This is a genomic window from Streptomyces sp. NBC_01092 (assembly GCF_045039535.1).
Lineage (GTDB): Bacteria > Actinomycetota > Actinomycetes > Streptomycetales > Streptomycetaceae > Streptomyces.
This window is the reverse complement of the sequence record NZ_CP108659.1, coordinates 10,433,722-10,458,931: the sequence shown is the minus strand read 5'-3', so window position 1 is coordinate 10,458,931 and position 25,210 is coordinate 10,433,722. Positions and strand designations below refer to the sequence as shown.

The following is a 25,210-nucleotide window of genomic DNA, read 5'->3' as shown; positions in this document are numbered from 1 at the left end:
TCGGTCTCAGCGCTCCTCGGACCGCGGGTCCGTCGTCCACCTCTCCTCGATCCGACCGATCCTCCACACCGCGAGAGCCACGGCCCAGGTCACGGCGAACAGGCCCACCACAGCGAAGCCCGCGGTGTTGAGGTCGAGGCCGGTGATCCAGTTCCAGAAGGGGCCGTGCAGGGACAGGCGGTCGGCGAGGAGGGTGAGGAGTTCGATGGTGCCGATCAGGAGGGCGACCGCCACGGACAGGCCGGTGACGGTGAGGTTGTAGTAGACCTTGCGGACCGGCTGCGAGAAGGCCCAGCCGTAGGCGAAGTTCATGAACGTACCGTCGATGGTGTCCAGCAGGGACATGCCTGCGGCGAAGAGGACGGGCAGGCACAGGATCGCGTACCAGGGCAGCCCGGAGGCGGCGCCGGAGCCGGCCAGGACGAGCAGGGCGACCTCGGTCGCGGTGTCGAAGCCGAGGCCGAAGAGCAGGCCGAGCGGGTACATGTGCCAGGGCTTGGTGATCGACCTCGTGGCGCGGCCGAGGATGCGGTTCATGAAGCCGCGGTTGTTCAGCTGCTGTTCGAGGGCCGCCTCGTCGTAGTGGCCCGAGCGCATCCGGCGGAACACCTTCCAGATGCCTGCGAGGACGACCAGGTTGATCGCCGCGATCAGGTAGAGGAAGGCACCGGAGACCGTCGTACCGATCAAGCCGGTGATGTCGTGCAGGCGGGAGCCGTCGTCGCGGACCGGTCCGGCCAGCGTCTTCACGCCGAAGGAGAGCAGCAGTGCCAGCGCGAACACGACGCTGGAGTGGCCGAGCGAGAACCAGAAGCCGACCGACAGCGGCCGCTGCCCCTCCCCCATCAGCTTGCGGGTGGTGTTGTCGATCGCCGCGATGTGGTCGGCGTCGAAGGCGTGGCGCATCCCGAGCGTGTACGCGGTGACGCCGATACCGATCCCGAAGGACTGCGTGCCGACGCTGTAGTGCTCGGGGGCGACGACCGCGACGAGGGTGCCCCAGCCGGCGAGGTGCAGAGCCAGCACGAACGCGGCCATGCCGCCGACCCTGCTCCACTCCTGCCGCGTCATGGAGGTGCGGACGCGGTGCCACGCGGTGGCGGTGGCGGGGAGGGTCGGAGTGGAGTCAGGGGCAGCCGTCATCGGGGAGGGAGTGTCTTTCTTGTGGCGGCGGCTGCGTTGTACAGCCTGCGGCCATCCTCCAGCACTTGCAAACCATGTGCAGTAAAGCCCGTGGCAGTTCTTCGCCATGGAAGCCACAGCTTCTGACCATGCGCACCAAAAGCACGGCGCTGCCGAGGGTCACCGCTCGCACCGGTCGCGCATGGACGGCCGCGAGGTACGCCCGCACCGCCACCAGGGCCCACCGGCACCGGGACCGCAGAGGCCCGGCCAGTACCGGCATCAGGACCGCGAGCGCGGCTGCGACGGCCATGAGCCCGCCGTTGACGTGCGGGAGGTGCGGCACACCCGAGGGGGCCGCGAAGAGTACGGCGATCAGGGCGCCCCGCACGATCCCGCGGCGTCGCCGATGAGTATGCCGCAGCGTATGAGGAAGCGTAGGTTCACCGCGCCCGCGCCGAGCGCGGCCAGGTCAGCAGGGTGACTACGGCGGCACCAGCAGCCAGCCTTGGCCGGCGAGGGCGAGCCGGACCTCGCCCGTCTCCAACACCGGCCTGGTGGCGCCGGGCCGGCAGGCCTCGGCCACCAGGACGGCGAGCGCGAGCGCCGTGTGTCAGGGGACCCGGGTGCGCCGGGCAGTGGGGAGGGTCTCCTGCGGCGTCATGGCGGGCCGTCGGCGACCGGCGCCGGGGCGATGCGGACGTCCAGGCCGTCGAGGCGGTGAAGCTCCCAGTCACGGGCGTGGCGGGGCGGTTTGCGGCCGGGCACGGTGAGGGCGCCGACCGGGAGACGGCGGGCGGTCCGCAGGAGTTCGGCCCTGGTGGTGTTGACGTTGTGGCCGTGCATCGCGCCGGAGCCGCAGCCGGCGTAGTAGGCGACGGGGATGGCCTCGTGCCCGGTGAGCAGGCAGGGCGGGCGCATGCCGAGGGTGTGCAGTTCGGCGGCGGAGCGGGCCCAGGCGAGGCGGGAGGCGGTCGTGCGCTCGACGGTGCGGTCCAGGACGACGTACTGCACGGCCAGATGTCCGGCCAGTCCGAGCCCGACCACGGTCGCGACCGCCGGGCGCCACCGACCGTCCGGCGCGGTGACCAGGTTCCACAGCGCGTCCGCGACCGGGATGGCGAGAAGTGCGTAGGCGGGCAGGAGGAAGCGGGGCGCCGCGTACCCGATCAGGAACAGGTACGGGAAGGCGGCCGTCGTGGCGCAGGCCAGCGGGACCAGGGTGCGGGTGGTGCGTCCGGCGCGGACCGCGACCGCCGCTGCGTAGGCGGCGAGCAGCGGGAGCACGAACCACCAGGCGAACACGGCCGGGTGAGGCGTCGCCACGTCGCAGGGCCGGCACAGGGCGATGCCGACCAGGCTGCGCAGCTGGTCGTCGACGGCGAGGTTCCAGCCGAGGTCGCCCTGGATGCGGGAGGCCTCGTTGAGCCGCTCGCGCAGGCCGCCGTAGCTGATGTACGCCTCGATCACCCACTGGACGCCGCCTGCCACGAGCCCGGCCGCGAGGGCGGCCCCGAGCCGCCAGTGCCGTGCCACCGCCGCGAGGACGAGCAGCGGCAGCGTGACCCAGACGGCGTCGGTGGGCCGCATCCACGCCATCAGCACGGCGCCGACCAGGACGCCCCGCAGGGCCCACTCGTCGAGACGGTCGGCGCGGGCCCGCAGGAAGCAGCCGACGCAGAGCAGGGCGCCGAACGCGACCCAGAGGTTGGGCATCGCCTGGGGGCCGTAGAAGAGGGTCACCCACAGGGTGGCGAAGAAGGCGCCGGCGCCGGCCAGGACGCGGGCCGGGCACAGGTGACGCCAGGCGCGCAGGGCCAGGTACAGGGCGAGTCCGGACAGGACGGCGAGGTAGACACGCAGCAGGGTCGTGGAGGACGACCAGGAGGCGATGGGCCACACCAGCAGCGGGACGCCACGGGCGCGGGGTGCGCTGAAGAACGCGGCCGGCGCGTCGCCGGCGACCTGGCTGACGTACACCACTTCGTCCCAGCCGAGGCCCATCGAGGGCCGCACGAGGAGGAGTTGGGCGAGGGTGAAGGCGACGGCCACCGCAGCGAGCAGGCCGTGGCCTCGGGACCGCCAGGGCCTGCCGGACACGAGCGCCTCGTCGCGCCGCCCCGCACCGACGGGCATCTGCTTCGTGCCCTGAGCCATCGTCCACCCCTCACCCATACGAGAACACCGATAACGGCCAAAACACGGACTAACTACCCCGCCGGGCAAGGGCGTGTAGCGCGCGATTCCGCCAGGCGAATGACACGGAGGTGCCACACTCAGCTGTGTGGCCCTGACCTTCGACGACCTCCTCGCCCGCGCCCGGTCACTCCCCCGGGGCGGCCGACGCGCCGTCCTCGGCATCGCGGGCAGCCCCGGCTCGGGCAAGACGACGCTCGCCGAACGCCTGGTGCGGGAGCTGAACGGCGCCGCGGAGCCATGGGTCGCGCATGTGCCCATGGACGGCTTCCATCTCGCCGATGTCGAGTTGGAGCGGCTCGGGCGCCGGGACCGCAAGGGCGCGCCCGACACGTTCGACGCGGCGGGGTACGCGGCGCTGCTGCGTCGCCTGCACGAGGACACCGACGGCGAGACCGTGTACGCGCCCGGCTTCGAACGGGTGCTGGAGCAGCCGATCGCGGGGGCCGTTCCGGTGGAGCCGACGGCCCGGCTGGTCGTGACCGAGGGCAACTACCTGCTGCTGGGCACGGGCGCATGGGGCCGGGTCCGGGCGCAGCTGGACGAGGTGTGGTTCTGCGAGCTGGATGAGCCGGAGCGGCTCCGGCGGCTCATCGCCCGGCACGAGGAGTTCGGCAAGCCGCACGACGAGGCGGTGGCCTGGGTGCAGCGTTCGGACCAGCGCAACGCGGAGCTGGTCGCCACGACCCGGGACCGGGCCGACCTGGTCGTGCCGGTCACGGCCCTGCCCACCCCGCACGAGCCGCCGACGGCCCGTGCGGTGACGTGACCGGGTCTAAACAGCCCTCAGCGTCAGCTCCGGGTCTCCGTGTGCGTCGCCCGCAGGCTCGCCGATCACCGCGGTGAAGACCTCGGTACGGACCGTCAGCTCTGCACCGTCGGCTGCGAAGGCGGGCGCGAACGGACCCGCAGGCCCGTAGCGCACGGCGAAGACGTGCAGGTCGTCCGGGGCGCCGGGCGCCGGTTCGGCCTCCAGGGCCGTCGAGCCGACCAGATGGCTCCAGCCCAGGTCGGGGTTGCCGTAGCCACGCGGATCGGCGGCCAGGGCGAAGGCGGCCTCCTCCTGGGTCCGCTCCGCACGGGCGTCGAAATGGTCCACGCCGTTCGACTCCGGGTGGGTCAGCCGCAGTTCCCCGGCCGCCGTGACCTCGCCGTCCGCGGTACGGCGCACCCGGTCGCCGTCGTCGGTGGCGTACGGCAGGCCGGCCAGCAGGTACGGCGTGCCGGGGAGCCGTTCCACCGCGACCGTCATCCACAGGCTTGCGCCGTCGGTGACGTACAGGGACCGCACATGCCGCAGGACGTGCTCGCGGCCGACGACCGGCTTGGTGACCAGCTTGGCCGTGAGGCCGTCGGCGTCGACGTCCCGGACGCGGACCTCGCCCATCGGGCGGCAGTACAGGAAGCCGTCCGTCACCGGGCCGAAGCCGTGCTGCCGGTTCACCGCGGCGGGGAGGTAGTAAGTGCCGGCCGCCTCGACCAGCGACGGGGTCATACGGTCGTCGAAGGCCACCGAGACGGTGCCCGCGCGGAGTTGGTGGCGGGCCGGGGTGGTGGACGGGGTGCGGTGCCAGGGCGTGGTGTCCTGGATCTGCCAGACCAGCATCCAGGCGAAGTGCCCGTCGATGCCGCCGTCCGGCTTGACCGCGTGCCGGCCCCAGCGGGTGTCGCCCCGGTAGCGGCCGAGGTCGGAGCCGATCCGGGCGCTGAAGTAGCGCAGGCCCAGGACCGACTCGAAGCCGCTGTGCTGCTCGCTGTAGCGCGGGCCGCCGTTGTCGAAGCCGCCGCCGGGCAGCCGGGCGTCGAGGTAGCGGGCGAGCGCGTCGCCGTCCTCGGCGAAGATCTCCGCGCCGCTGATCCGGTGGGCCTGGGCGAGGAAGGACAGGGAGATCGGGCCGTAGTTGTTGTCGTACGCGCCGCCGTGCTCGGGCGGCAGCAGAGCGCCCCGGTCACGCACCCGGTGGGCGCGGATCTCCTCCTCGTACAGGCGCAGGGCGCGCTCGCGCACGGCGCGGCCGTCCGGGGCGGAAAGGTGGCGGGCCAGCATCAGGCCGCCGACCACGCAGCCGATGGCCTGGTTGCCCGCCTCCTGCGGGTTGAAGAAGGTCGCCTCGGTCAGCCAGCGCCAGTAGCCGTGCGCCACCTGGACGAGTTCGGCGCGCCGCTCGTCCTCGACGAGTCCGTCCGCCAGATCCAGCAGGTTGACGGCCTGGAGCAGCGCCCACACCGTGCTGGGCCAGTCCCCGATGGGGTGCGCGCCCGCAGCCAGGGTGTAGCGGGCGTACGGCAGACCGCGGTCGCGCACCTTCAGGTTCGGGTATCCGGGGTTGTCCTCGGTGTACACCCGCTCGCGCAGATGGAACGCGAGGCTGCGGCGCACCGCCTCCGGCAGCCGTGGGTCCTTGCCGCGCTGCCAGGCGAGGGCGAGGAGCGAGGTGACGCCGAGCGAGGTGTCGCCGATGTCGTTGCCGCCGTCCGGGTGTTCCAGGTTGCCCTCCGGCGTGAGCCGGGCCAGGGCCTGTTCGACGACACCGGCGAGGACGGCGTCGTGTGCCTCCGGGGTGTCGGGGAGGTCGTGCAGGGCGCCGAGCTGGCGAGGGAGATGCACGGGTGGTCAGCCCTTCATGCCGGAGGTGGCCATGCCTTCCACCAGCCTCTTCTGGAAGATCAGGAAGCAGATGAGCGTGGGCAGGAGCGCGAGCGTCGACATGGCGAACATCGCGCCGTAGGAGGAGCCGCTGGTCTGGTCGAGGAACAGGGTGAGGCCGAGCGGGACGGTGAACTTGTCGTTCTGCTGAAGGTAGACGAGCTGGTGGAGGAAGTCGTCGTAGGTCCAGATGAAGGTGAAGATCGTGGTGGTGATGAGCGCCGGCTTCATCAGCGGAAGGATGATCTTCCAGTAGATCTTCCACGGGTTGGCGCCGTCCACCATGGCCGCCTGGTCCAGCTCGCGCGGGATGGAGCGGATGAACTGGACCATCAGGAAGATGAAGAAGGCGTCCACCGCGAGGAACTTCGGCACGATCAGCGGCAGGAACGTGTTGATCCAGGTCAGGTTGTAGAAGATCGTGTACTGCGGGATCAGCACCGCCTGCGTGGGCAGCATCAGCGTGCCGAGCATCAGGCCGAACCAGATCTTCTTGCCGCGGAACTCGAAGCGCGCGAAGGCGTAGGCGGCCAGCGAGCAGGAGATGACGTTGCCGATCACCGCGCCGATCGTGACGATCAGCGAGTTGGTGATGTACAGGGAGAAGGAGTTGCCGGAGCCACTCCAGCCCTCGGAGTAGTTCTCGGGGCGCACCTGGTTCGGGATGAGCCCGGGTTGGGTGAAGATCTCGGTGTCGGGCTTGAAGGAGCTGCTCAGCATCCACATCAGCGGATAGAGCATGACGACGGCGACGCCGATGAGCAGCGTGTGCGCGAAGATGCGGCGCGGGCCGGTCAGCGAGCGGAGCTTGTGCAGCGGTGACTTCGACGGCTGGGCCGAGGTGATGGCGGACATGGTGAAGGACTCCTCGCTCGGACGTCAGTCGTCGTAGTGGACCCAGTAGCGGCTGGCGATGAAGTTGACCGCCGTGAACAGCGCGATGACCAGGAACAGCACCCAGGCCAGCGCCGAGGCGTACCCCATCTGAAGGTCCGTGAAGCCCTTCTTGTACAGGTACAGGGAGTACAGCATGGTCGAGTTGAGCGGCCCGCCGGAGCCGTTGCTGATCACGAACGCGGGGGTGAAGGTCTTGAACGCGTCGATGATCTGCAGCACCACGTTGAAGAAGACGATCGGTGTGAGCAGCGGCAGCGTGATCTTGAAGAAGCGGGTGACGGGTCCGGCGCCGTCGATCGCGGCCGCCTCGAACACGTCCTTCGGCAGCTGCTTGAGACCGGCGAGGAAGATGACCATCGGGGTGCCGAACTGCCAGACGGCCAGCAGGACGAGCGTGTAGAGCGCGGTGTCGGGGCTGGAGATCCAGTCCTGTCCCGTGTTGAGGCCGAACCAGCCGAGGAAGTCGTTGAACAGGCCGTCCCCGCCGAAGACCTGCCGCCACACGATGGCGATGGCCACCGCACCGCCGAGCAGCGACGGCAGATAGAAGGCGGCCCGGTACAGGCCGATGCCCTTCAGATCCCGGTTGAGCAGCATCGCCACGGCGAGGGCCAGGGCCAGCTTCAGGGGCACGGAGACCACGACGTACACGAGGGTGGCGTGCACCGAGTCCCAGAAGACCGGGTCGTCGGTGAACATCCGGTCGTAGTTGTCCATGCCGACCCACTGCGCGGGCGTCAGCAGGTCGAAGTTGGTGAAGGACAGATACAGCGAGTCGAGCATCGGGTAGATCGTCAGCCCGAACAGGCCGACGAACCAGGGAGCCAGGAAGAGATACGGCCACCAGCCCCCGCCCCGCCGTCTGGCGAGGCGGCGCCGCATCCGGTCGCGCTCCCGCTGATCGGACGGGGTCGCGGAGGCCGACGCCTCCTTCACGACCGCGTCGGTCTGCGCGGTGGTCATACTCATCTTCCTGGCCCTCTCCCGGTGTTTCGACGACGTCAGCGTGGCTAGCCGCCGAGGATCCCCGCCGCCTGGTCGAAGAACTCACCCAGCTGCGCCTTGATCGACTTCTTGCCGAAGGCCACCGCAAGGTTCGACTCGAACAGCAGATCCCAGATCTGGTCGGCGCCCTGCGGCGGCGGCACCGGCGCCGGCAGCGCATTGGTCGCCTTGGAGACCCGCTGTGAGATGTAGTCCGCGTTCGCCATGTTCAGCTTGTCCGTCTCGGTCAGCCCCGAGGCGATCAGGTTGCGGGCCTTCTCGGTCGGCGGGATGCCACGGAACAGCTGCATGTCCTTGATCGCGGTGTCGTCCTGGGCGAAGAAGTTCATGATCTTCACCGAGTCGGCGACCTTCTTGCTGGCCTTGGTGGCGCACAGCAGCACACCGCCGTTGACGAAGTTGCCCTCGCGGGCCCCGGAGAAGTCGCCCTGCGGGGTCGGCAGGAAGTCCAGCTGCGCGTCGGTGATGGAGCCGCCCGCGCCGTAGACGCCGGAGTCGAAGGTGAACAGCGCCTTGCCGATGACAACCGCGTTCTTGGTGAGGTCGTTGTGCGCGGCGGAGGTGACGGCCGGCGGCGGGGAGGCGTTCGTCTTACGCATCTCGGCCCAGTACTCCCACCACTCCTGGAGGGTGTCGGAGGTGAAGCCGAGCTTCTTGCCGTCGTCGGAGAAGAACTGCTGGCCCTTCTCGCGGGCGAAGATCTCGAAGCACTGGAGGGTGGAGCCGCCGCCGTCGTCGACGCCGTAGGTCTTGCCGCCGCTCTTCTTGTAGACGTCCTGGGCGATCTTCTTCAGGTCGGCCCAGGTCCACTCGCGGTCCGGCAGCTTCAGGCCGAGCTTCTCCAGGCCGCTGCGGTTGACGGTGAGCTGGTTGACGCCGATGCCGGACGGCACGCCGTAAAGCTTGCCGTCGACGGTGCCGGCGGCGAGGAGCGTCTTGGAGAAGCCGGTGAGGTCCAGGGTCTTGCCGACGTAGGAGTCGATCGGGGCGAGGACGCCCTTGCGCGCGTACTGCGCAACCAGCGCGGTGTCCATCTGGAGCAGGTCGGGGGCGCTGCCTCCGGCGATGTTGGTGTTGAACTTGTCGAAGTACCCGTCGTAGCCCTGGTAGGTCTCGCGGATCTTTGTCTTCGGGTTCTTCTCCTGGAAGTACGTCAGCGACTTCTTGTAGGCGTTGTGCCGGTCGTCGCTGCCCCACCAGGTCATGGTCAGGTCGCTGCTGGTGCTGCCGGCGCCGGTGCCGCCGGCGCAGGCGCTGAGCGAGCTGCCGAGCGCGCCGGCGACGGCCAGTCCGCTCGCGGTGCGGAAGAGGGTTCTGCGCGAGATCTGGTGACCCACCGGGTCCTCCCTGGATGTGCGTGACGAATCGCCCGGCCTCTGCGGCGACTCGGATCCTTGTGTGGATGGCGTTTCCCGGCCCGCGACCTCGCCCGGTCGCACCGCCGTGTCGGACGGGGGTCCACGGCCGTCGTCCGGGCCGTGACCGTGCGAGCACGCCCTCGCACGGCTCGCCGTACGCGTCGTACGGCGGAGTACCTCGTCCCGAGCCGGGTCCCGCCGGCTCAGAAAGCGCTTGTCCGGACATTGGCAGAAGCGGATGGAGTCCGTCAATGCTTCGCTTGGAGAGCACCGGTCACGGTTTGGATTCCACGGGCCACGGCCAGCCGGGCCGCTCCCACGACGGTGCCGCTGTCGGCGAGCGCGGCGCTGACCACCTCGGTGGGCCAGCTCAGCCGGGCGAGTTCGGCCCGGACTCCGGGCACGAGCTGCGGGTTCGAGCCGACGGCGCCGCCCAGCACGATCAGTCCGGGATCCAGCACGGCGGCCACCGCCGCGGCCAGCCGGCCGATGTCGGCGGCGTGCCGGCCGACCAGGGCACCGGCCGCGGCATGGCCCTGTCCGGCGAGTGCGAAGAGCCGCTCGGCGGTGTCGGGGCACGGCCCGTCGGCGTCCTGCCACACCTCGGCCGTCCGGTGCAGCAGGGAACGTACGCCGATGTGCTCCTCCAGGGCCTCGTGGCGCGGTTCGCGGTTCTCGTCCCACGGATACGGCAGCCGGGCCACCTCACCGGCCGCGCCGTTCGCCCCGCGCAGCACCTGGCCGCCGACGACGATGCCGAGGCCGATGCCCACGCCGATCCGCAGATAGCCGAATGTCTGACGGCCGCGGGCCGCGCCCTCGTGCAGCTCGGCGAGGGCGGCGCAGTTGACGTTGTTCTCCAGGTGGACGGGGACGCCCGGCGGCAGGGCGACGGCCATGGCGTCGAAGACCGGGCCCGCCTTGGCGGTCGCGGGCCGCATCCCGGAGCCGTCCCGGTCCCGGGTGGTGACGTCACCGACCGCCACGACGACGGCGCGCAGCGGGGCGTTCACCGGCAGCGCGTCGAGCACCTTGCGCACGGTGTCGGCGGCCTCGGCGCGGGTGCCGGTGCCCGCGGCGAGCAGCGTGCCGTCCAGGGAGCAGCCGCGCACCTGCGTCTGGGCGGGGCCGAGATCGACGGCGAGTACGGCGCCGGAGGCGGGACCGAGCCGGTAGACGGCGGCGGACCGTCCGGTGGCGCCGGAGGCGGTGCCGGAGTGGGCGGCGAGGGCGGCGGTCTCCAGCTCGGCCACGGCGGCGGAGACGGTCGGCTTGGACAGGCCCGCACCGGCCGCCAGCTGGGGGCGGGTGGCGGTGCCCGCCGCGGCCAGCACCGCGAACACGGCACGCGCGCTCTCGCTCAGGTCCATGGTCTCCCCAGGTCGTGCTGCGGCGACGATACGCGCCGCAATGATCGATCGGCAGCGGGAATTCCGAGCCTCTTGACGCACCCTACTTCGTTAGTTAACTTCCTAACGAACTAAGGCGGTGCTCGCCTACCGCACCCATCCCGAAGCCCGTCCCGGGGCTTCCCGACGACGTCGGCCTCGCGCCCAAAGGGGCGCGGGGCTGTATCGATATGCGGCTCCGCCGCGATGGGGGTCCCCCCTGCTCGAGCGAGCCGAGAGCTTGGGGGAGCGACCAGCCACAACGGACTCGCGGATGACCAACGGCACATCGCGGCACATCGCGGCACATCCCGCGAAGCGCCCCGCACGGTTCGCCCGCCGTCGCAGTCTCGGCGTACCGACGAAAGAGGATCCGTGCAGGACACCCCCCACTCGTCCCCCCTCGTGGTCGGCATCGACGTGGGCGGCACCAAGACGCACCTTCGCGCCCACGCGGGGGACGCCCTGGTCGCCGATCACGTCCGCACGAGCAGCGGCTGGCGGCCGCACGACCCGGTGGCCGCCGCAGGATGGCTGGCCTCACTGGTCGCCGACTGCCTGCCGAGGGGGGTGCGTCCGTCCGCCCTCGCGGTGGGCGGGCACGCCTGTGAGACGCCCCGCCAGTGCGCCCAGCTGCGCACCGCGCTCCAACTCCACTTCGACGCGCCCGCGTCGGTGGTCGGCGACGCCGAACTGATCGTCCCCGCCGCCGGGTTGGACAAGGGCGTCGGCCTGGTCGCCGGCACCGGTTCCGTCGCGGTCGGCCGGCTCGCCGACGGCAGTCCGGTCCAGGTCGGCGGCTGGGGCGCGGTCCTCGGCGACGAGGGCGGCTCGGCCGGTCTCGTCCGCGAGGCCGCACGGGCCGTGTGGGCGGCGCACGATCTCGGTGACGAGCCCGACGCACTGGCGCGCGGGCTCGTCGACGCACTCGGGATCGCCGAAGTGCCCGCGCTCGGCGCGGCGTTGGAGAGCGCCAGGAACCCCTCGGCGGACTGGGGCCGGCACGCGCCGGTGGTGTTCGCCGCCGCCGAAGCCGGTTCGCCGCTCGCCCGGGCGGTGATCGACGAGGGCGGCCGGTCGCTGGCCGCGCTGGTCGAGCGACTCGCCGCGCGCGGAGTGCCCGTGGACGACGTGGTGGTCGCCGGCAGCACGATTCTCGCCCAGCCCGTGCTGTACGAGTCCTTCGCCGCCGCGCTCTGCGACTGCGTGCCGGGGGCCCGGCCTCGGCCGCTGGAAGTGCCGCCGGTCGAGGGCGCCGTGGCACTCGCGCGTTCACTCGTGTGACATCCGCCGGACGCCGGCCACCGCGCCCCCGACCAGGCCGCCCCCTACGACGCCCTCACCACCGCGCTCGCAGACAGCGCACCCGGCCCGGCCACAGGCACTGGAAGTGCCCCCGGCCCAGGGCGCCATAGCACTCGCGCGTTCACTCGTGTGACATCCGCCGGACGCCGGGCCATCCCGAGTCCGACACAACTCGCCCGTAGATCTTCGCTCGTAGGACTCGATCCCCGGCGCCTCGTGCGCCGCACGCGTGTCTGTTGCGTGCCTGCCGGTCGAGCCGATCGTTTCGATCTCTTCGCGGCCGTACGGCCGAAGAATCCGAGAGAGGCACTCATGCCGTCACCCTCCGGGGGCCCCGCCACCCCTTCCCTGAGCAGAAGGCGCTTTCTGCTGACCTCCGTCGGAGGCGGTGCGGCGCTGGTGGCCGTGCCCGCCTTCGCCGGCTGGCTTCCCACAGCGGACGCCAAGACCGCCGTGCGGGCGGCCGCGTTCGTCGACGACTACAAGACCAACGTCGTCGCGAACCAGACGCCCGAGACCAACGCGGTGGTCCGGATCCTCGGCGGCTTCGCGCAGGTGTGGAAGACCGGCGGCGCCTGGAACACGGGCGCGCCGCTCAGGCCCGAGGTGCTGCGGGCCAACATGCGCTACTGCGCCCGGATCACCGCCGCGCGCACGGACGCCCAGGCGAAGGAATCGTTCATCATCGACCGCCAGCACCAGAGCTACTCGGTGATCGCCGGGCTCGGTCCGCTGGCCGGGCTGTACAGGTCGGGCGCCAAGGCGGTCACGTCGATCACCAGCGCTCCCGACGGCACCCCCGCCGGGAAGATCAGCGACGCGCTGCCCGCCGACGCCCCGGCAGGTTCCGCGATCGGCGCGGGGTCCTACGACTCGGACCTCGGCAAGGTGGCCAGGCTGGTCGACACCGTGCGCGGCCCGTTCGCCTCCGGCAACCCGGCCAAGTTCGCCTTCCAGTACCCGCGTCCGTGGCGGATGAACGAGGACAGCGAGGTCGTCGACACCGGCAGGAAGGACGCCTTCGGCTTCCCCGTCTACGAGTCCGAGGTGGTCGTCGCCCCGCAGCTGCTGCGCCAGCGCGGCGAGACCCCGGCCGAGGACGGCGGCTTCCCCAGCGGGCACACCAACGCCCTGCACCTGGCGGCCCTGGCGTACGCCTACGCCGTGCCCGAGCGCTTCCAGGAGCTGGTGACCCGGGCCTTCGAGCTCAGCCACACCCGCATCGTGGCGGGCATGCACTCCCCGGTCGACGTCCTCGGTGGCCGCGTGATGGCCACGGCCCTGGCCGCCGCCGCCCTCACCGACCCGGCCAACGCCGAACTGAAGGCGGCCGCCCGCGCCCAGGCCCTGGCGTACTTCGAGGAGCGCACCGGCACCACGGCCGACACGCTGTACTCCTACGCCCACTCCGCCGGCACCGACACCGACCCGTACGCCGACCGGGAGGCCAACGCCCGTACGGTCGGGCCCAAGCTGACGTACGTCCTGACCCGGCAGGGCCGCGACGTGCCGCTGACCGTGCCGAAGGGCGCCGAGGTGCTGCTGGAGACGCGCCAGCCGTATCTGACCGCGGCCCAGCGCCGTGAGGTGCTGCGCACGACCGCGCTGCCCGCCGGGTACGTCCTGCTGGACGGCTTCGAGCAGTGGGGACGGCTCGACCTGTTCACCGCGGCGGACGGTTACGGTGCCTTCGACTCCGACGTGACCGTCACGCTCGACGCGGCGGCCGGCGGCTTCGGCGCGGCGGACAGCTGGCGGGGTGACATCCGCGGCGAGGGCGGTCTGACCAAGCGCGGCACCGGCACGCTCACCCTGACGGGGCACAACCGGTACCACGGCGGCACGGTCGTCGAGGCCGGCGTGCTGGTCGCCGGGTCCGCCCATGCGCTCGGGCAGGGCGACGTGCGGGTGACGGGCGGCACGCTGCGCGCCGACAAGGTACTGCGGGTGCGCGGTTCGTACGTCCAGGAGGGTGACACGCGCCTGGAGCTGCTGCTGCGCAAGAACCACGGTCCGGCGCTGGAGGTGTCCGGCCGCGTCGTGCTGAGCCGGGGCGGTGTGCTGTCGCTGCGCCTGGACGCCGAGCGCCCGCCGGCCGCGGGGACCACGCTGGCCGTCATCGAGGCGCAGCGCCTGCGCGGCCGGTTCGACCGGGTGGAGCTGAACTCGGACACGCTGCGAGCCGTACCCGTCTACACGACGGAAGGTCTGTCGGTACGACTCCAGAGGCGGTGACGGCGTCCCCGGCGGGAGCTGATGCAGAGTAGGCCCATGAGCCGCCTCCGAATCAGCTTCCGCCACCGCGGGGTCGACGGTGCCGCGGAGCGGATGATGGCGCTCGAACAGCAAACCGCCCCGGCCACCGTCCCGGAGACGCCCTCCGACGCGCGGCCCGTCAGGCGCCTGCTCGTCCCGCTCCTCGTGGTCCTGCTGCTGGGCCAGATGGCCGTCGCGATGGTGACGACGGCCGTGCGGCAGACGCCGACGATCGACGAGCCCGTGTACGTGGGCACGGCGGCCGAGTATCTGCACGAGCACCGCGTGGTCCACAACCCGGAGCATCCGCCGCTCGGCAAGCTGGTCATCGGCGTCGGGGTGGCGCTCGCCGATCCGCGGGTCGATCCCTCCTTCACCGGCGATCAGGGCCGGCTGGGGCGGCATCTGCTGTACGAGTCCGGGAACGACCCGTGGCGTCTGATGCTGTTCGCCAGGCTGCCGGTGATCGCCCTGACGCTCGCGTTCGGGCTGGTCGTGTTCGCCTTCGCCCGTGAACTCGCCGGTGCGGCGGGCGGTTTGACGGCGCTCGGCCTGTACGCCTTCTCCCCCGACCTCATCGCTCACGGCTCGCTCGCCACGCTGGACGTGCCGGCGGCCGGGTTCGTGCTGACGTCGGTCTGGCTGCTGTGGCGGGCCCGGCGCCGGCCCCGGCTCCATGTGCCGCTTGCCGGAGTGGCGCTCGGGGCGGCCCTGGCGACGAAGATGAGCATGCTCGCGGCGGTCCCGGTGCTGATGGCGCTCGCGGCGCTGTCGGTGTGGTGCGCGCGGACGCCTTCGCAGTCCCGCCGACGGACGCTCGGGCGGGCTGCCGTGGGCGCCGGTGTCCTGGCGCTGGTCGCGATCGCGGTCGTATGGGCGTCGTATCTGGTGGTCGATCCGCGGCTGCGCTGGGCGCCGGAGCAGCCCGTGCCCGCGGTGCGGGGCCTGCGGGGGCTGGTCGTGGACCTGTTGCCGTTCCCGGAGGCGTACCGGGACGGCATGCGCGTGCAGTTCGACTTCGAGGACTACCCGTGGCAGGGCTTCCTCTTCGGCAGGCTCTACACGGGCTCGCTCTGGTACTACCTGCCGGCCGCGCTGCTGGTGAAGACGCCGCTGGGCATGCTCGCCCTGTGGGCGGCCGGCGCCGTCACCCTGGTGGCCGTACGACGGCTGCGGCCGGTGGCGCCGTATCTGCTGGCGCCGACCGCCGTGCTGCTCGGCGCGGCCATGCTCGGGTCGCGGGACTTCGGCACGCGGTACGCCGTCTTCGTGCCGATGTTCCTGGCGGTGGCGGCGGGTTGTGTGCTCGCGGTGCGACGGCGGTGGATGCCGGTCGCGGTCGGCACGTTGGTGCTGTTCGTCGCGGTCAGCTCGCTGCGGACGTTCCCCTACTATCTGCCGTACTCCAACGAGGCGTTCGGCGGTCCGGCGAAGACCCATCTGCGGCTGCACGACTCGAACGTCGACTGGGGCCAGGACCTGGGCCGGCTGGCCGACCGGCTGCGGGAGCGGTACCGGGGCGAGCGGATCTGGCTGGTGTACAAGGGCAGCGGGGTGCCGTCGTACTACGGCATCCGCGCCGCCGATCCCCGCAAGGTGCCCGCCCGTGAGGTGCGCGGACTGCTGGTGGTGTCGGACTCGTCGGTGGCCAAGGCGACCGGGCGGCTGGCCGAACTGATCGACGGCAGTCGGCCGATCGACACGGTCGGTCATTCGATCACGATCTATCGCCGCTGAGTACGGGCGCATGAGCAGCCCGGATCGACACGGTGTGTGAGCTATGTTGAGGCACTGTGGGAGACAAAAGAGGCGCACCGGTGCCATCGCCCCAGCAGGCACGCGCACAGGCATCCGCCATCACCTCTGGAAAGTCGGTCCCGGAGGCCGGGGTGTCCCCGACGTCCCAGCTCAGGGCGCTCTTCGACCAGCCTCGGCTCTCCCCCGGGCAGCGGCGCATCGCCCAGTACCTGATCGAGCACATCACCGAGGCCGCGTTCCTTTCGATCACCGATCTCGCCGAGCGGGTCGGTGTCAGCCAGCCGTCCGTGACCCGGTTCGCGGGCGCGGTGGGTTTCAGTGGTTACCCGGCGCTACGGGAGAAGCTCCAGTCGATCGCCCTGGGGGCCCTCGCCGGCGGCCCGGTGGCGGCCGAGGAGAACGGCGCCAACGAACTCCAGTCGGCCGTGGACGCCGAGATCGAGAACCTGGAGAACCTGCGGCGCGACTTCGCCGACCCCGACCAGGTGATCGACATCGGCCGCAAGCTGTCGGAGTCGACCCCGCTGACCCTCCTCGGGCTGCGCATCTCGGCTTCCCTCGCCGAGTATTTCGCCTACGCCGCACGCCGTATCCACCCCGACGTCCGCCTGGTGACGCGGGGCGGAAGCGTCGCCTACGACGCGCTGCTCCAGTCGCGCGAGGCGGGCGGCACCTGGGTGCTGGCGTTCTCCATGCCGCGGCACGCACAGGAGACGCTCACCGCGGTGCGGGTCGCGCGCAGCGCGGGGCTGAAGGTCGCCCTGATCACCGACCTGGCACTCGGGCCGATCGCCGACACGGCCGACGTCGTGTTCGCCACCGGAACCGGATCGCGGCTGGTCTTCGACTCCTACGCCGCGCCGGGCGTGATGGCCGCCGCGCTGCTGCAGGCCATGACCGACGCCGACCCGGAGCGGACGCAGGCGCGGCTCGAGGACTACGAGCACATCTCCGACCAGCACCAGTTCTTCCTGCGCGACTGACCCTTCGCATGGCCCGTCCGCACGGGCACCCCCACTCACTCCGGTGGATACCGGTTCACAGGGGAATCATCCGCATCAAATCACGCATGAATGTTTTCATACGTCTTGCAAACCAGACGGCATATATAAATACTGCACACCGCACCATCCGCCCGCCGAAAGCAGCCGGTCCGCTCATGCGCACGTCACCCCATCCGTCGTGCGACAGCCGTCTGCCTTCCGGGCTCCAAAGCGAACAGCCGTGGCCGCCGTCTCCTACCCGCGTCGGCGTTCGGGCTGTTCGGTCGGGCCTCGCCTGCGCGAGCGCCCGTGGCGGCGGCCCCGGTCATCCCCTAGACCGGGGCCGCGCCGACCCGTCGGATACCCCGGACGACACCGCACACCCGGAAGCGATGACCATGCCACTGACGACCACGCGCATCACCCCTGACTGGCCGTGCCAGGTCAAGAACCCCGGTTCCTACGACTGGGAACGCTCCGCCGCCAAGTGGCTCCGCGAGCTGGTCCCGGCCCGCTACGCCAGCTACCCGGCGCTGATCCGTCACCCCGTCCTGCTCGCCCGGCACGCGCAGATCCAGGTCCAGAACGAGATCCGTGTCGCGCGCACGGCACTGCAGACCGCACGGGCCGACCTGCCGGCGCTGGGGATGCCCGAGTCGGTCATCGAGCACACCATCAAGCTGTATGCGGCGGAGGTCATGCAGTTGCAGCACATCGCCCGCAGCGTGCGCGCGGTGTCCCAGGCGCTGGTCGACCACGGGCGCTGATCCGTCGCCCGCACCCGCTCACCTCGCCGTCAGGAGGCGTCGGCGCTCGCCGCACAGGTGACCGTCGCCGACGGCTGTCCGGCCGAGCCCGAGGTCGCGGCGAGGAACCCGAAGGTGACGCTCGCGCCGGGTGCCAGGGAGCCGTTCCATGACGCGTTGGAGACCGTCGTCCTGCCGTGGGGGCCCGTGGCGAGGGTGCCGTCCCAGACCTGGGTGACGCGCGCGCCGTCGGGCGGTACGAGCGTCGTGGTCCAGCCGGAGGCCGCGGACGCGGGCGCGTTGGTCACCGTCACCTCGCCCTGGAAGCCGCCCTGCCAGCTGTTGACGGTGCGGAAGGACGCCTTGCAGGCGGGAGTTGCACCCGGCTCACCGGCGCCGGGTGCGCCTGACGCGGTGGGGTCGGACGGCGCCGGCTCGGCCGTCGCGGTGGTGTCCGGAGCCGGATCGCGGGCCTGCGTGTCGTTCTTCATGGCCGGGAGCAGGAGAGCGCCGCCGAAGCCGACGACCGCCGCCGCCGTCACGGCGACCGCGATGGCGGTGCGGCGAAATCCGGGGCCCGACGCGGCCGGACGGGAGCGAGCGCCGCGGCGCCGTGCGCTCCCGATGTCCCCGGCGACGGCGGGCAGTTCCTGTGTCGCGTCCTCGGCGCCGGGCAGGGACGCGGGCACGGCCACGGTCTCGTAGCCGGCCTGGTCCTCCTCCCACTCCCGGAACAGTTCCGCGAGGGCGTCGGTGCGGCGTGGGCGCAGGACGCGTATCGGTTCCAGGACCGAGCTCTCGTCCGGCTCCGCGGGGTCGGGCCGTGTGGACACACCGCTCTCCTTCCGTCCCCGTCTGCACGGGGCTCCGCCAATCCCCGGGGATTGATACGGGGCCCGCGTCCCGCCGGTTCAGCCCGCAGCGGTGAGCGCGTGGCCGCGGTCAGGCGGGCGCGGTGAGGAAGCGGTGCAGGGACGTCTTCATCGCCGCGACGAAGGCGTCCCGGCGTGCGTCGTCCAGGGCGTCGAGGGACAGGTAGGGGTTGAGGTCCTCCAACTCGACCAGCAGGAGCTCCCCGCCCGGCCCACGGCAGGCGTCCACCCGCTGAATGCCGTGGCCGAGCCCGTTCCACTCGATGAAGCGCCGGGCGAACTCCAGGTCGCCGTCGGTGGGTTCGTACGGCTCCAGCTGCCAGCGCCGGTCGGTGTGGGGCGCGTACAGGGCGTACTGGAAGTCGTGGTCGACGAAGTAGAAGGAGACCTCGTAGGCGAAGTCGACGCAGGGCTGGACGAGGACGTCCCCGGCGGCCGACTCGCGCACCTCCTGCGCCGGCACGATCCGCAGCCCCATCGAGTCGGCGCCGAGCTTGGGCTTGACGACATAGCGGTCGGCCTCGGGCAGCCGGTGCAGGTCCTCGGCGCGGTCGACGGTGGGGATGACCGGGTACCCGGCGGTGGTCAGGTCGAGCAGGTACTGCTTGCCGGCCATGTCCGCCTTGCCGGAGAGCGGGTTGTAGACCCGCGTCCCGTCGGCGCTCGCGCGCCGGCGGAAGGCGTCGTACGCGTCCTGGTAGGTCAGGACGGGACCGCTGTTGCGGACGACCACCGCGTCGAAGGCGCCCATGAGGGCGGCCGCGTCCCGGGGGTGGCACAGGGCGAGGTCGAAGTCGTCGCGCAGGCGGGAGGTGAGGAAGATGTCCTCGTCGCAGTAGCGGCGCCCGCGGGCCGGGTAGGCCAGGTCGGTGACGTACAGAAGGCGGGGGCGGGCGGGCGGCATGCGGGGCTCCTCGGCTGCGGCGGCAGGCGATCGTAGGCAGACGGAGGGCCGCCGAACAAACGTCGGACCGGCCGGAGGACTGAAGCACTCAGTTCCCTCCCGTGACTGCACTGAGTGCCATTGATGCAGTTCCGGGTGCTACGTTCCGTCCATGAGCTCCAGCAGCACGAAGCCCCCCATGCGGGACGCCCTGGTCGCGGCGGCCTTCCGGCTGTTCCTGGAGCGGGGCTACGAGCAGACCACCGTCGACGACATCGTGGCGCTGGCCGGCGTCGGACGGCGGTCCTTCTTCCGCTACTTTCCGTCCAAGGAGGACGTGGTCTTCCCGGACCACGAGCGCTGCCTGGCCGACATGACGGCGTTCCTCGCCGCGAGCGGCGCGGAACACGAGCCGGTGCGCCGGGTGTGCGACGCGGCCCGGCTGGTGCTGCGCATGTACGCGGAGAACCCGACCTTCTCGGTGCAGCGCTACCGGCTCACCAAGCAGGTGCCCGGGCTGCGCGCGTACGAGCTGTCGGTCGTCTGGCGCTACGAGCGGGCCCTGGCCGAGTATCTGCGCGAGCGCTTCGCGGGCCGGCGCGACGGCACGCTGCAGGCCGACGTGATCGCCGCCGCCGTGGTCGCGGCGCACAACAACGCGCTGCGCTCCTGGCTGCGCTCGGACGGCCAGGACGACTCGGGCGCCGCGGTGGACCACGCCCTCGGATATGTGCAGTCCGCCTTCGGCGCGGCCCCTCCCCCGCCGCCCTTCCGTGCCGAGACGCCGGAGGACGTGGTGGTGGTCGTGTCCCGGCGCGGCGCCCCGCTGTGGCGGGTGGTCCAGGAGATCGAGGCCACGCTCGAACGCGGCTGATCGGCACCCGGTCGCACCTCGCCAGATTAGGGGAACGGAGTGCCTTTACGTGTGGCACTGAGTGCCATACGCTGCAGGCGTGCACGGTGGCACGGTGAACCGGGCACGTGCGTGCACGGGCGACCCGCGCACGTGGGATTCCGGCCGAGCGCAGGGAGTTGACCAGCGTGTACCACCACTCAGGAAGCGTTGCCAGTCAGACCGTCGGCTTCGCGGCGGGTGTACTCGACCGTGCGGCGCCCGACACGGAGACCATCGTCTTCCAGCGCTGTACCTGGTGCGGCACCTCCATGTACCACCGCCTGCTGTGCCCGGTCTGCCAGGGCAGCGAGCTGCGCACGGAGCGCAGCGAGGGCGTGGGGACGGTCCGGCACTCCACGGTGGTCCATCGCAACACCCCCGCCGCCCGCAATGTGTCGCTCATCGAGATGGCCGAGGGGTTCGTCGTGCGCGGCCGGGTCATGGGCCCGGTCATCGGCATTCACAGCGGGGACCGGGTCCGGCTGTCCACGGCGAAGGACCCGGTCCGCGGCGAGCCGGTGTTCCAGCTGGTCGACGAGCCCTACCGGGCCTGGACCTGATCCCGCTGCCCGTCTGAGTCCACCCGGAGTCCGGGCACCAACTCCCGTACGGCGACGGGCTGTCCCGTCTCGAAGCACTGGTTCGCGGCGAGCCCGACGGCCAGGGCCAGCGCGCCGTCACGTTCGGTGGCCGTGGGATGCGCCACCGCGCCCGGCACCCTACGCGCGTGCGCCGACCCCCCGGGATCGACGGGGCCGAACAGGGCGTCGAGCATCCGTGGGTCTCCCCCGCCGTGCGCCTCGTGGGCGGTCACGAGGGGGATGTCCACCGGGGCCCGCCACAGCGGACGCAGCGTGAGCCGTGCCCCGCCCGCGTGCTCGGCGGCCGTGTCGCCGTGCAGCGCGCCGCTGTCGGAGCCGATCCGGGCCGTGGGCGGCTGCCAGCGGCTCTCCTCCACCTCCAGTTCCAGCCGGCCGGCGCTGCCGTTGAACATCACGCGGTAGCCCTCCCACGGGGAGTACGCGGTGAGGTGGTACGTCATCGTGGCGCCCCCGGCGTAGCGCACCAGGACGGCCATGTCGTCCTCGATGGTGACGGGCCCGCCGAAGACGTTGCGGTCGCGTACGTACCCGTCGTCGCGCTCGGCGTCGAGGTAGAGCGCGCGCAGGGTGTCGTTGGCCGCCAGGTCCAGGGCGAAGGGATCGTCGGCTGCCTGGTCGGCGCCGTGGGCGCGGTCGTAGTCCCGGCGCAGCCCGTGCCGTTCGCCCGCCGCAGGGCCGTAGAAGCCGAGCCGACCGTAGCCGAAGACGTCCCTGGGTTCGTCCGCCAGCCACCAGTTGACCAGGTCGAAGTGGTGACCGGACTTGTGCACCATCAGGCCGCCGCTGCGGTCCTTCTCCCGGTGCCAGCGGCGGAAGTAGTCAGCGCCGTGGCGTACGTCGAGCAGCCACTCGAAGTGGACGGAGAGGATCTCGCCGATCGCACCCTCGGCGAGCAGCTCGCGGACCTTCTCGTGCACGGGGTTGAAGCGGTAGTTGAAGGCGACGGTGAGGGAGTTGCCGGTTTCCCGGACGGTGTCGAGGATGCGGGCGCAGCGGTCCGCGTCGACGGTCATCGGTTTCTCGGTGACCACGCGGCAGCCCGCCTTGAGGGCGGGGACGATGTAGCGGTCGTGCTCGGCGTCGACGGTGGTGACGACCACCTCGTCGATGTCCTCCTTGGCGAGCATGTCGGCGAAGCGGTCGGGTTCCCACTGGGTGGCGGTGGGCTCGCCCGCGTCGGCCAGCAGCCGGTTGTGGAAGGCCATGCGGGTGGGGCTCGGGTCGCACAGGGCGGCAAGGAGATGGCGGGGACGTGCCGCCAGGGCCCGGGTGAAGGTCTGGGCGCGGTGGCCGGTGCCGACAACGGCGGTGCGGCGTCGGGGAGTTGGGCTCATTGGGGTGGCCTTTCCCGTCGGGCGCCCGCCCAGTCCTGTCCGCGTGCCGGTGGGCCGGTCGCCGGTCGCCTTTCTCTCTCTTCACAGGCAACGCACGACCAACTCCTTCCGTCCTCCCGAAGTGAGAGCCCGGGACCGTCCGTCCCGGAGCGAACGGAAGGAGGGGCACGTGAATCGTGCCCGGCGAATATGGGTCACCGCCGCGGCGGTGCTCGCGATCGTGGGGTCGTCGCCAGGATGGGCCCAGGCTCAACCGGCGACCGGGACAAGACCGCCCGCGGAGTCGGCCGACAGCGGCGAGGGGCTGCCGCCGGACTGGAGCGTCACCGGTGAGGGATCGGCGCGCAAACTGGTCTGGCGGTCGGACGCACGGGTGCCCATGGGGGACGCCCGAGTCGAGTTCTACGCCGGTGACCGGCTGCTCGGCCATCCGGCGCCGGCCAAGGACGGGCGGACGTTCCGCCTCGGCCTCGACGGGGTCCGGCTGGACTCCGTGCAGGACCTGCAAGTGCGGGCCGCGGGACGCCGGTTGGACGCGCCCGACGCCGCCCCCGGCTCTTCCTCCGGCCCGCGCGCGGGCGTGACCGTCCCGCCCCGGCCGCCGGCTAACGCGGTCGACCCCGGCAGGCCGGGCACGTACCGGACCGTCACGGGCGAGTACGACCTCGACCCGGTGCGGCTGCCCGGATTCCCCGAGCCGGTGGAGATGCGGGCCGTGGTCGTGACGCCCAAGGGTGCCGAGGGCCGCCGTCCGCTCGCCCTGTTCCTGCACGGGCGCCACTCCACCTGCTACACCCCGCAGGGCGACATCACCGGCGACTGGCCCTGCGCCGCCGGAGCCAAGCCGGTGCCGAGCCACCGCGGCTATCTGCGCGACCAGCGCCTGCTGGCCTCCCAGGGCTATGTGACGGTGTCGATCTCCGCCAACGGCATCAACGGCCAGGACTGGCAGGCCGAGGACGGCGGCGCGCAGGCCCGCTCGTCGCTGGTGCGCCGGCATCTGGCCCGCTGGGCCGACTGGTCCGCCCACCCGGACACGGCCCCGGCGGCCGTACGGCAGGGGCCCCGGGCCGATCTGTCCAAGGTGCTGCTCGTGGGGCACTCGCGCGGCGGCGAGGGCGTCAACCGGGCGGCGATGGACAGCCTTTACGCGCCGCCGCCGGCGCAGGACGGCGCTCCCGGCCCGGTGCGCTGGCGCATCCGCGGCACCGTGCTCATCGGCCCGACGATCTTCGGCCAGAACCCGGTCGCGGACGTGCCGTCGATGACGATCCTGCCGGGCTGTGACGGCGACGTCTCCGACCTCCAGGGCGAGGTGTACGTCGACGGCACCCGCCAGGTCAGCCGCGGTGCCGCCCTGCACAGCGCGGTGTACGTGGTGGGCGCCAACCACAACTTCTTCAACAGCGAGTGGACGCCGGGGCAGGCCGAGGCGCCCGCCGACGACGACTTCTGGAACGACGAGGAGCGGCGCGACCCGGTCTGCTCGCCCGGCACCAGGACCCGGCTGACCGCCGACCAGCAGCACAAGGCCGGCGCGACCTACATCGCGGCGGCGGCACGGCTGTTCGTCGCCAAGGACGACCGCGTGCGTCCGCTGCTCGACGGCTCGGCCCGCCGCGCGCCCTCGGCCGATCCGGCGACCGTCCTCACCCACGCGGTGGGCGCGCGCCGCGGCGCCGGCTTCCTGCCGGACGGCAAGGTCACCGTGAACGGAGCCAAGCTGTGCTCGGCGGTGGACCCCTCCGCGGCCAAGGCCTGTCTGTCGGCGGAGACAGCGGGTGCCTCACCGCACTTCGCGCAGTGGGAGACCGACCGTGAGCCCGGCCGCCGCGCGGTCGCGCTGCGCTGGTCCGCGGCCGGGTCCGCCGCGCGGATCAGCCCCGACCGGCCGCTGTCCCTCTCCGGTTCGAAGGCGCTGGCGCTGCGCGTCATCGTCCCGCCGAACACCAGCGGAACGCAGCTGGACGTCTCCGTCACCGACACCGCCGGACGGCACCGCACCCTCGGCCGCGTCAAGGTCGACGGTCTGCCGGGCTCGGACCGGACCGCCTCGTACTGGGCGCGCGAGGTACGCGTGCCGATCGGGGCGGACGACGCGGCCGCGCTGGACCTGCGGCACGTCAAGTCCCTGGAGCTGACCCCGCGCACCCGCTCGGGGCGGGCCTGGCTCATGGACGCCTGGGCCTGGCAGCCGGGCACGCCCGAGGTACGGGAGGCCCCGCTGCCCCGCGTCGACATCGGCCGACTGACCGTCAAGGAAGGGGATTCGGGCGTACGGACCTACCGCGTGCCGGTCAACGTCTCCGGGCAGGGCAGCGGGCAGGTACGGGTGTTCGCCACGGACCCGGCCACGAACACCGTCACCAACCGGCTGGTGACGGTCCGGCCCGGCACGAACACCATCGACGTATCGGTGAAGGTCGAGGGCAACACGCGCTACGGCTATGACACCGGCCGGGACGTGTTCGTGAAGGCGGTCCGCACCGCGGTGGTCGGCGCCCACCTGGGCGGGGTGACCGCCCAGAACGACGACCCGATGCCGACACTCTCCCTGACACCGGTCGCCGACCGTGTCACCGAGGGGAAGCCGCTGAAGTGGCGGGTGTCGCTGTCCGCGGTGGCCGACGCGAACGTGAGTGCCTCGTACGCCCTGCTGCCGGTCACCGACGGCCGGGAACTGTCGACGAAGGACGTCGACCCCCGCTGGTACGAGGAGATGAGCGGCGCGTCCCCGGATCCGGAACGGCCGTTGTCCAAGAACGGCATCTACCTGTGGGTGGACTTCGAGCCCGGGCGGACGACCGCGGAGATCCGGGTGCCGACGGTCAAGGACCAGGTGGCCGAGCCGGCCGAGTCGGTGCGCTTCCAGGCGATCGACGACTCCGGTGAGCCGCAGCCCGGGGCCCCGGTGATCACGGGCACGGTGCTCGACGCCTCGTGACCCCTCGCACTGACGCCCG

The 25,210-nt window shown here is 71.9% G+C and carries 19 protein-coding genes; 9 read left to right on the top strand and 10 right to left on the bottom strand.

Going from position 1 to position 25,210, the window contains the following annotated elements; all coding sequences use genetic code 11:
• Positions 1-6: 6 nt before the first annotated feature.
• Positions 7-1,143 (bottom strand): HoxN/HupN/NixA family nickel/cobalt transporter, encoded by a 1,137-nt coding sequence (locus OG254_RS46545; protein ID WP_405593879.1) that lies wholly within the window; start codon positions 1,141-1,143, stop codon positions 7-9.
• A 639-nt stretch (positions 1,144-1,782) separates the two neighbouring features.
• A complete protein-coding gene (locus OG254_RS46540) occupies positions 1,783-3,279 on the bottom strand; it encodes a hypothetical protein (RefSeq protein WP_405593877.1) in 1,497 nt (498 codons plus the stop codon).
• Between the two features lie 127 nt (positions 3,280-3,406).
• Here OG254_RS46540 and OG254_RS46535 point away from each other — a divergent pair, with 127 nt between their 5' ends.
• Positions 3,407-4,087 (top strand): nucleoside/nucleotide kinase family protein, encoded by a 681-nt coding sequence (locus OG254_RS46535; RefSeq protein ID WP_405593875.1) that lies wholly within the window; start codon positions 3,407-3,409, stop codon positions 4,085-4,087.
• Positions 4,088-4,093: 6 nt separating this feature from the next.
• Here OG254_RS46535 and OG254_RS46530 read toward each other — a convergent pair whose 3' ends face one another.
• The 5 genes from OG254_RS46530 to OG254_RS46510 form a co-directional block, all read right to left on the bottom strand.
• Positions 4,094-5,926 (bottom strand): hypothetical protein, encoded by a 1,833-nt coding sequence (locus tag OG254_RS46530; RefSeq protein ID WP_405593872.1) that lies wholly within the window; start codon positions 5,924-5,926, stop codon positions 4,094-4,096.
• 6 nt (positions 5,927-5,932) lie between these two features.
• Complete coding sequence (locus OG254_RS46525; protein WP_351192712.1) at positions 5,933-6,820, bottom strand: carbohydrate ABC transporter permease; 888 nt, start codon at positions 6,818-6,820, stop codon at positions 5,933-5,935.
• Between the two features lie 24 nt (positions 6,821-6,844).
• Positions 6,845-7,825 carry a carbohydrate ABC transporter permease gene (locus OG254_RS46520; protein ID WP_147995402.1) on the bottom strand — a complete coding sequence of 327 codons (981 nt, stop codon included), beginning with the start codon at positions 7,823-7,825 and terminating at the stop codon, positions 6,845-6,847.
• A 47-nt stretch (positions 7,826-7,872) separates the two neighbouring features.
• Positions 7,873-9,204 (bottom strand): ABC transporter substrate-binding protein, encoded by a 1,332-nt coding sequence (locus OG254_RS46515; protein ID WP_405593870.1) that lies wholly within the window; start codon positions 9,202-9,204, stop codon positions 7,873-7,875.
• Between the two features lie 269 nt (positions 9,205-9,473).
• Positions 9,474-10,595, bottom strand: coding sequence for an ROK family protein (locus tag OG254_RS46510; protein WP_405593868.1), 1,122 nt, complete (start codon positions 10,593-10,595; stop codon positions 9,474-9,476).
• A 393-nt stretch (positions 10,596-10,988) separates the two neighbouring features.
• Between OG254_RS46510 and OG254_RS46505 the strand changes: the two genes are divergently transcribed.
• The 5 genes from OG254_RS46505 to OG254_RS46485 all read left to right on the top strand — a co-directional run bounded on the left by OG254_RS46505 (position 10,989) and on the right by OG254_RS46485 (position 17,682).
• Entirely contained in the window at positions 10,989-11,897 is a 909-nt protein-coding gene (locus OG254_RS46505) for an N-acetylglucosamine kinase (RefSeq protein WP_405593865.1), read from the top strand.
• 333 nt (positions 11,898-12,230) lie between these two features.
• On the top strand, positions 12,231-14,153 hold the full coding sequence (locus OG254_RS46500) for a phosphatase PAP2 family protein (protein ID WP_405593863.1): 1,923 nt from the start codon (positions 12,231-12,233) through the stop codon (positions 14,151-14,153).
• 93 nt (positions 14,154-14,246) lie between these two features.
• Entirely contained in the window at positions 14,247-15,911 is a 1,665-nt protein-coding gene (locus OG254_RS46495) for an ArnT family glycosyltransferase (RefSeq protein WP_405595602.1), read from the top strand.
• A gap of 80 nt (positions 15,912-15,991) precedes the next feature.
• Positions 15,992-16,915: a MurR/RpiR family transcriptional regulator gene (locus tag OG254_RS46490; RefSeq protein WP_351200561.1), complete on the top strand. Its 924-nt coding sequence runs from the start codon at positions 15,992-15,994 to the stop codon at positions 16,913-16,915.
• A gap of 392 nt (positions 16,916-17,307) precedes the next feature.
• Positions 17,308-17,682: a hypothetical protein gene (locus tag OG254_RS46485; protein ID WP_147995396.1), complete on the top strand. Its 375-nt coding sequence runs from the start codon at positions 17,308-17,310 to the stop codon at positions 17,680-17,682.
• Between the two features lie 29 nt (positions 17,683-17,711).
• Here OG254_RS46485 and OG254_RS46480 read toward each other — a convergent pair whose 3' ends face one another.
• A complete protein-coding gene (locus tag OG254_RS46480; RefSeq protein WP_405593860.1) occupies positions 17,712-18,494 on the bottom strand; it encodes a cellulose binding domain-containing protein in 783 nt (260 codons plus the stop codon).
• A 109-nt stretch (positions 18,495-18,603) separates the two neighbouring features.
• Positions 18,604-19,437: a hypothetical protein gene (locus OG254_RS46475; RefSeq protein ID WP_405593858.1), complete on the bottom strand. Its 834-nt coding sequence runs from the start codon at positions 19,435-19,437 to the stop codon at positions 18,604-18,606.
• A gap of 178 nt (positions 19,438-19,615) precedes the next feature.
• Between OG254_RS46475 and OG254_RS46470 the strand changes: the two genes are divergently transcribed.
• Both OG254_RS46470 and OG254_RS46465 read left to right on the top strand, forming a co-directional pair.
• Positions 19,616-20,290, top strand: a complete 675-nt coding sequence (locus OG254_RS46470) for a TetR family transcriptional regulator (protein ID WP_351200573.1) — start codon at positions 19,616-19,618, stop codon at positions 20,288-20,290.
• Positions 20,291-20,457: 167 nt separating this feature from the next.
• Positions 20,458-20,871 (top strand): Zn-ribbon domain-containing OB-fold protein, encoded by a 414-nt coding sequence (locus OG254_RS46465; RefSeq protein ID WP_147998362.1) that lies wholly within the window; start codon positions 20,458-20,460, stop codon positions 20,869-20,871.
• Here the strand turns inward: OG254_RS46465 and OG254_RS46460 are convergent.
• On the bottom strand, positions 20,853-22,247 hold the full coding sequence (locus OG254_RS46460; RefSeq protein ID WP_405593855.1) for a Gfo/Idh/MocA family protein: 1,395 nt from the start codon (positions 22,245-22,247) through the stop codon (positions 20,853-20,855). The two genes, OG254_RS46465 and OG254_RS46460, sit on opposite strands and share 19 nt — an antisense overlap.
• 169 nt (positions 22,248-22,416) lie before the next feature.
• Between OG254_RS46460 and OG254_RS46455 the strand changes: the two genes are divergently transcribed.
• Entirely contained in the window at positions 22,417-25,191 is a 2,775-nt protein-coding gene (locus OG254_RS46455) for a hypothetical protein (RefSeq protein ID WP_405593853.1), read from the top strand.
• Positions 25,192-25,210 lie beyond the last annotated feature (19 nt).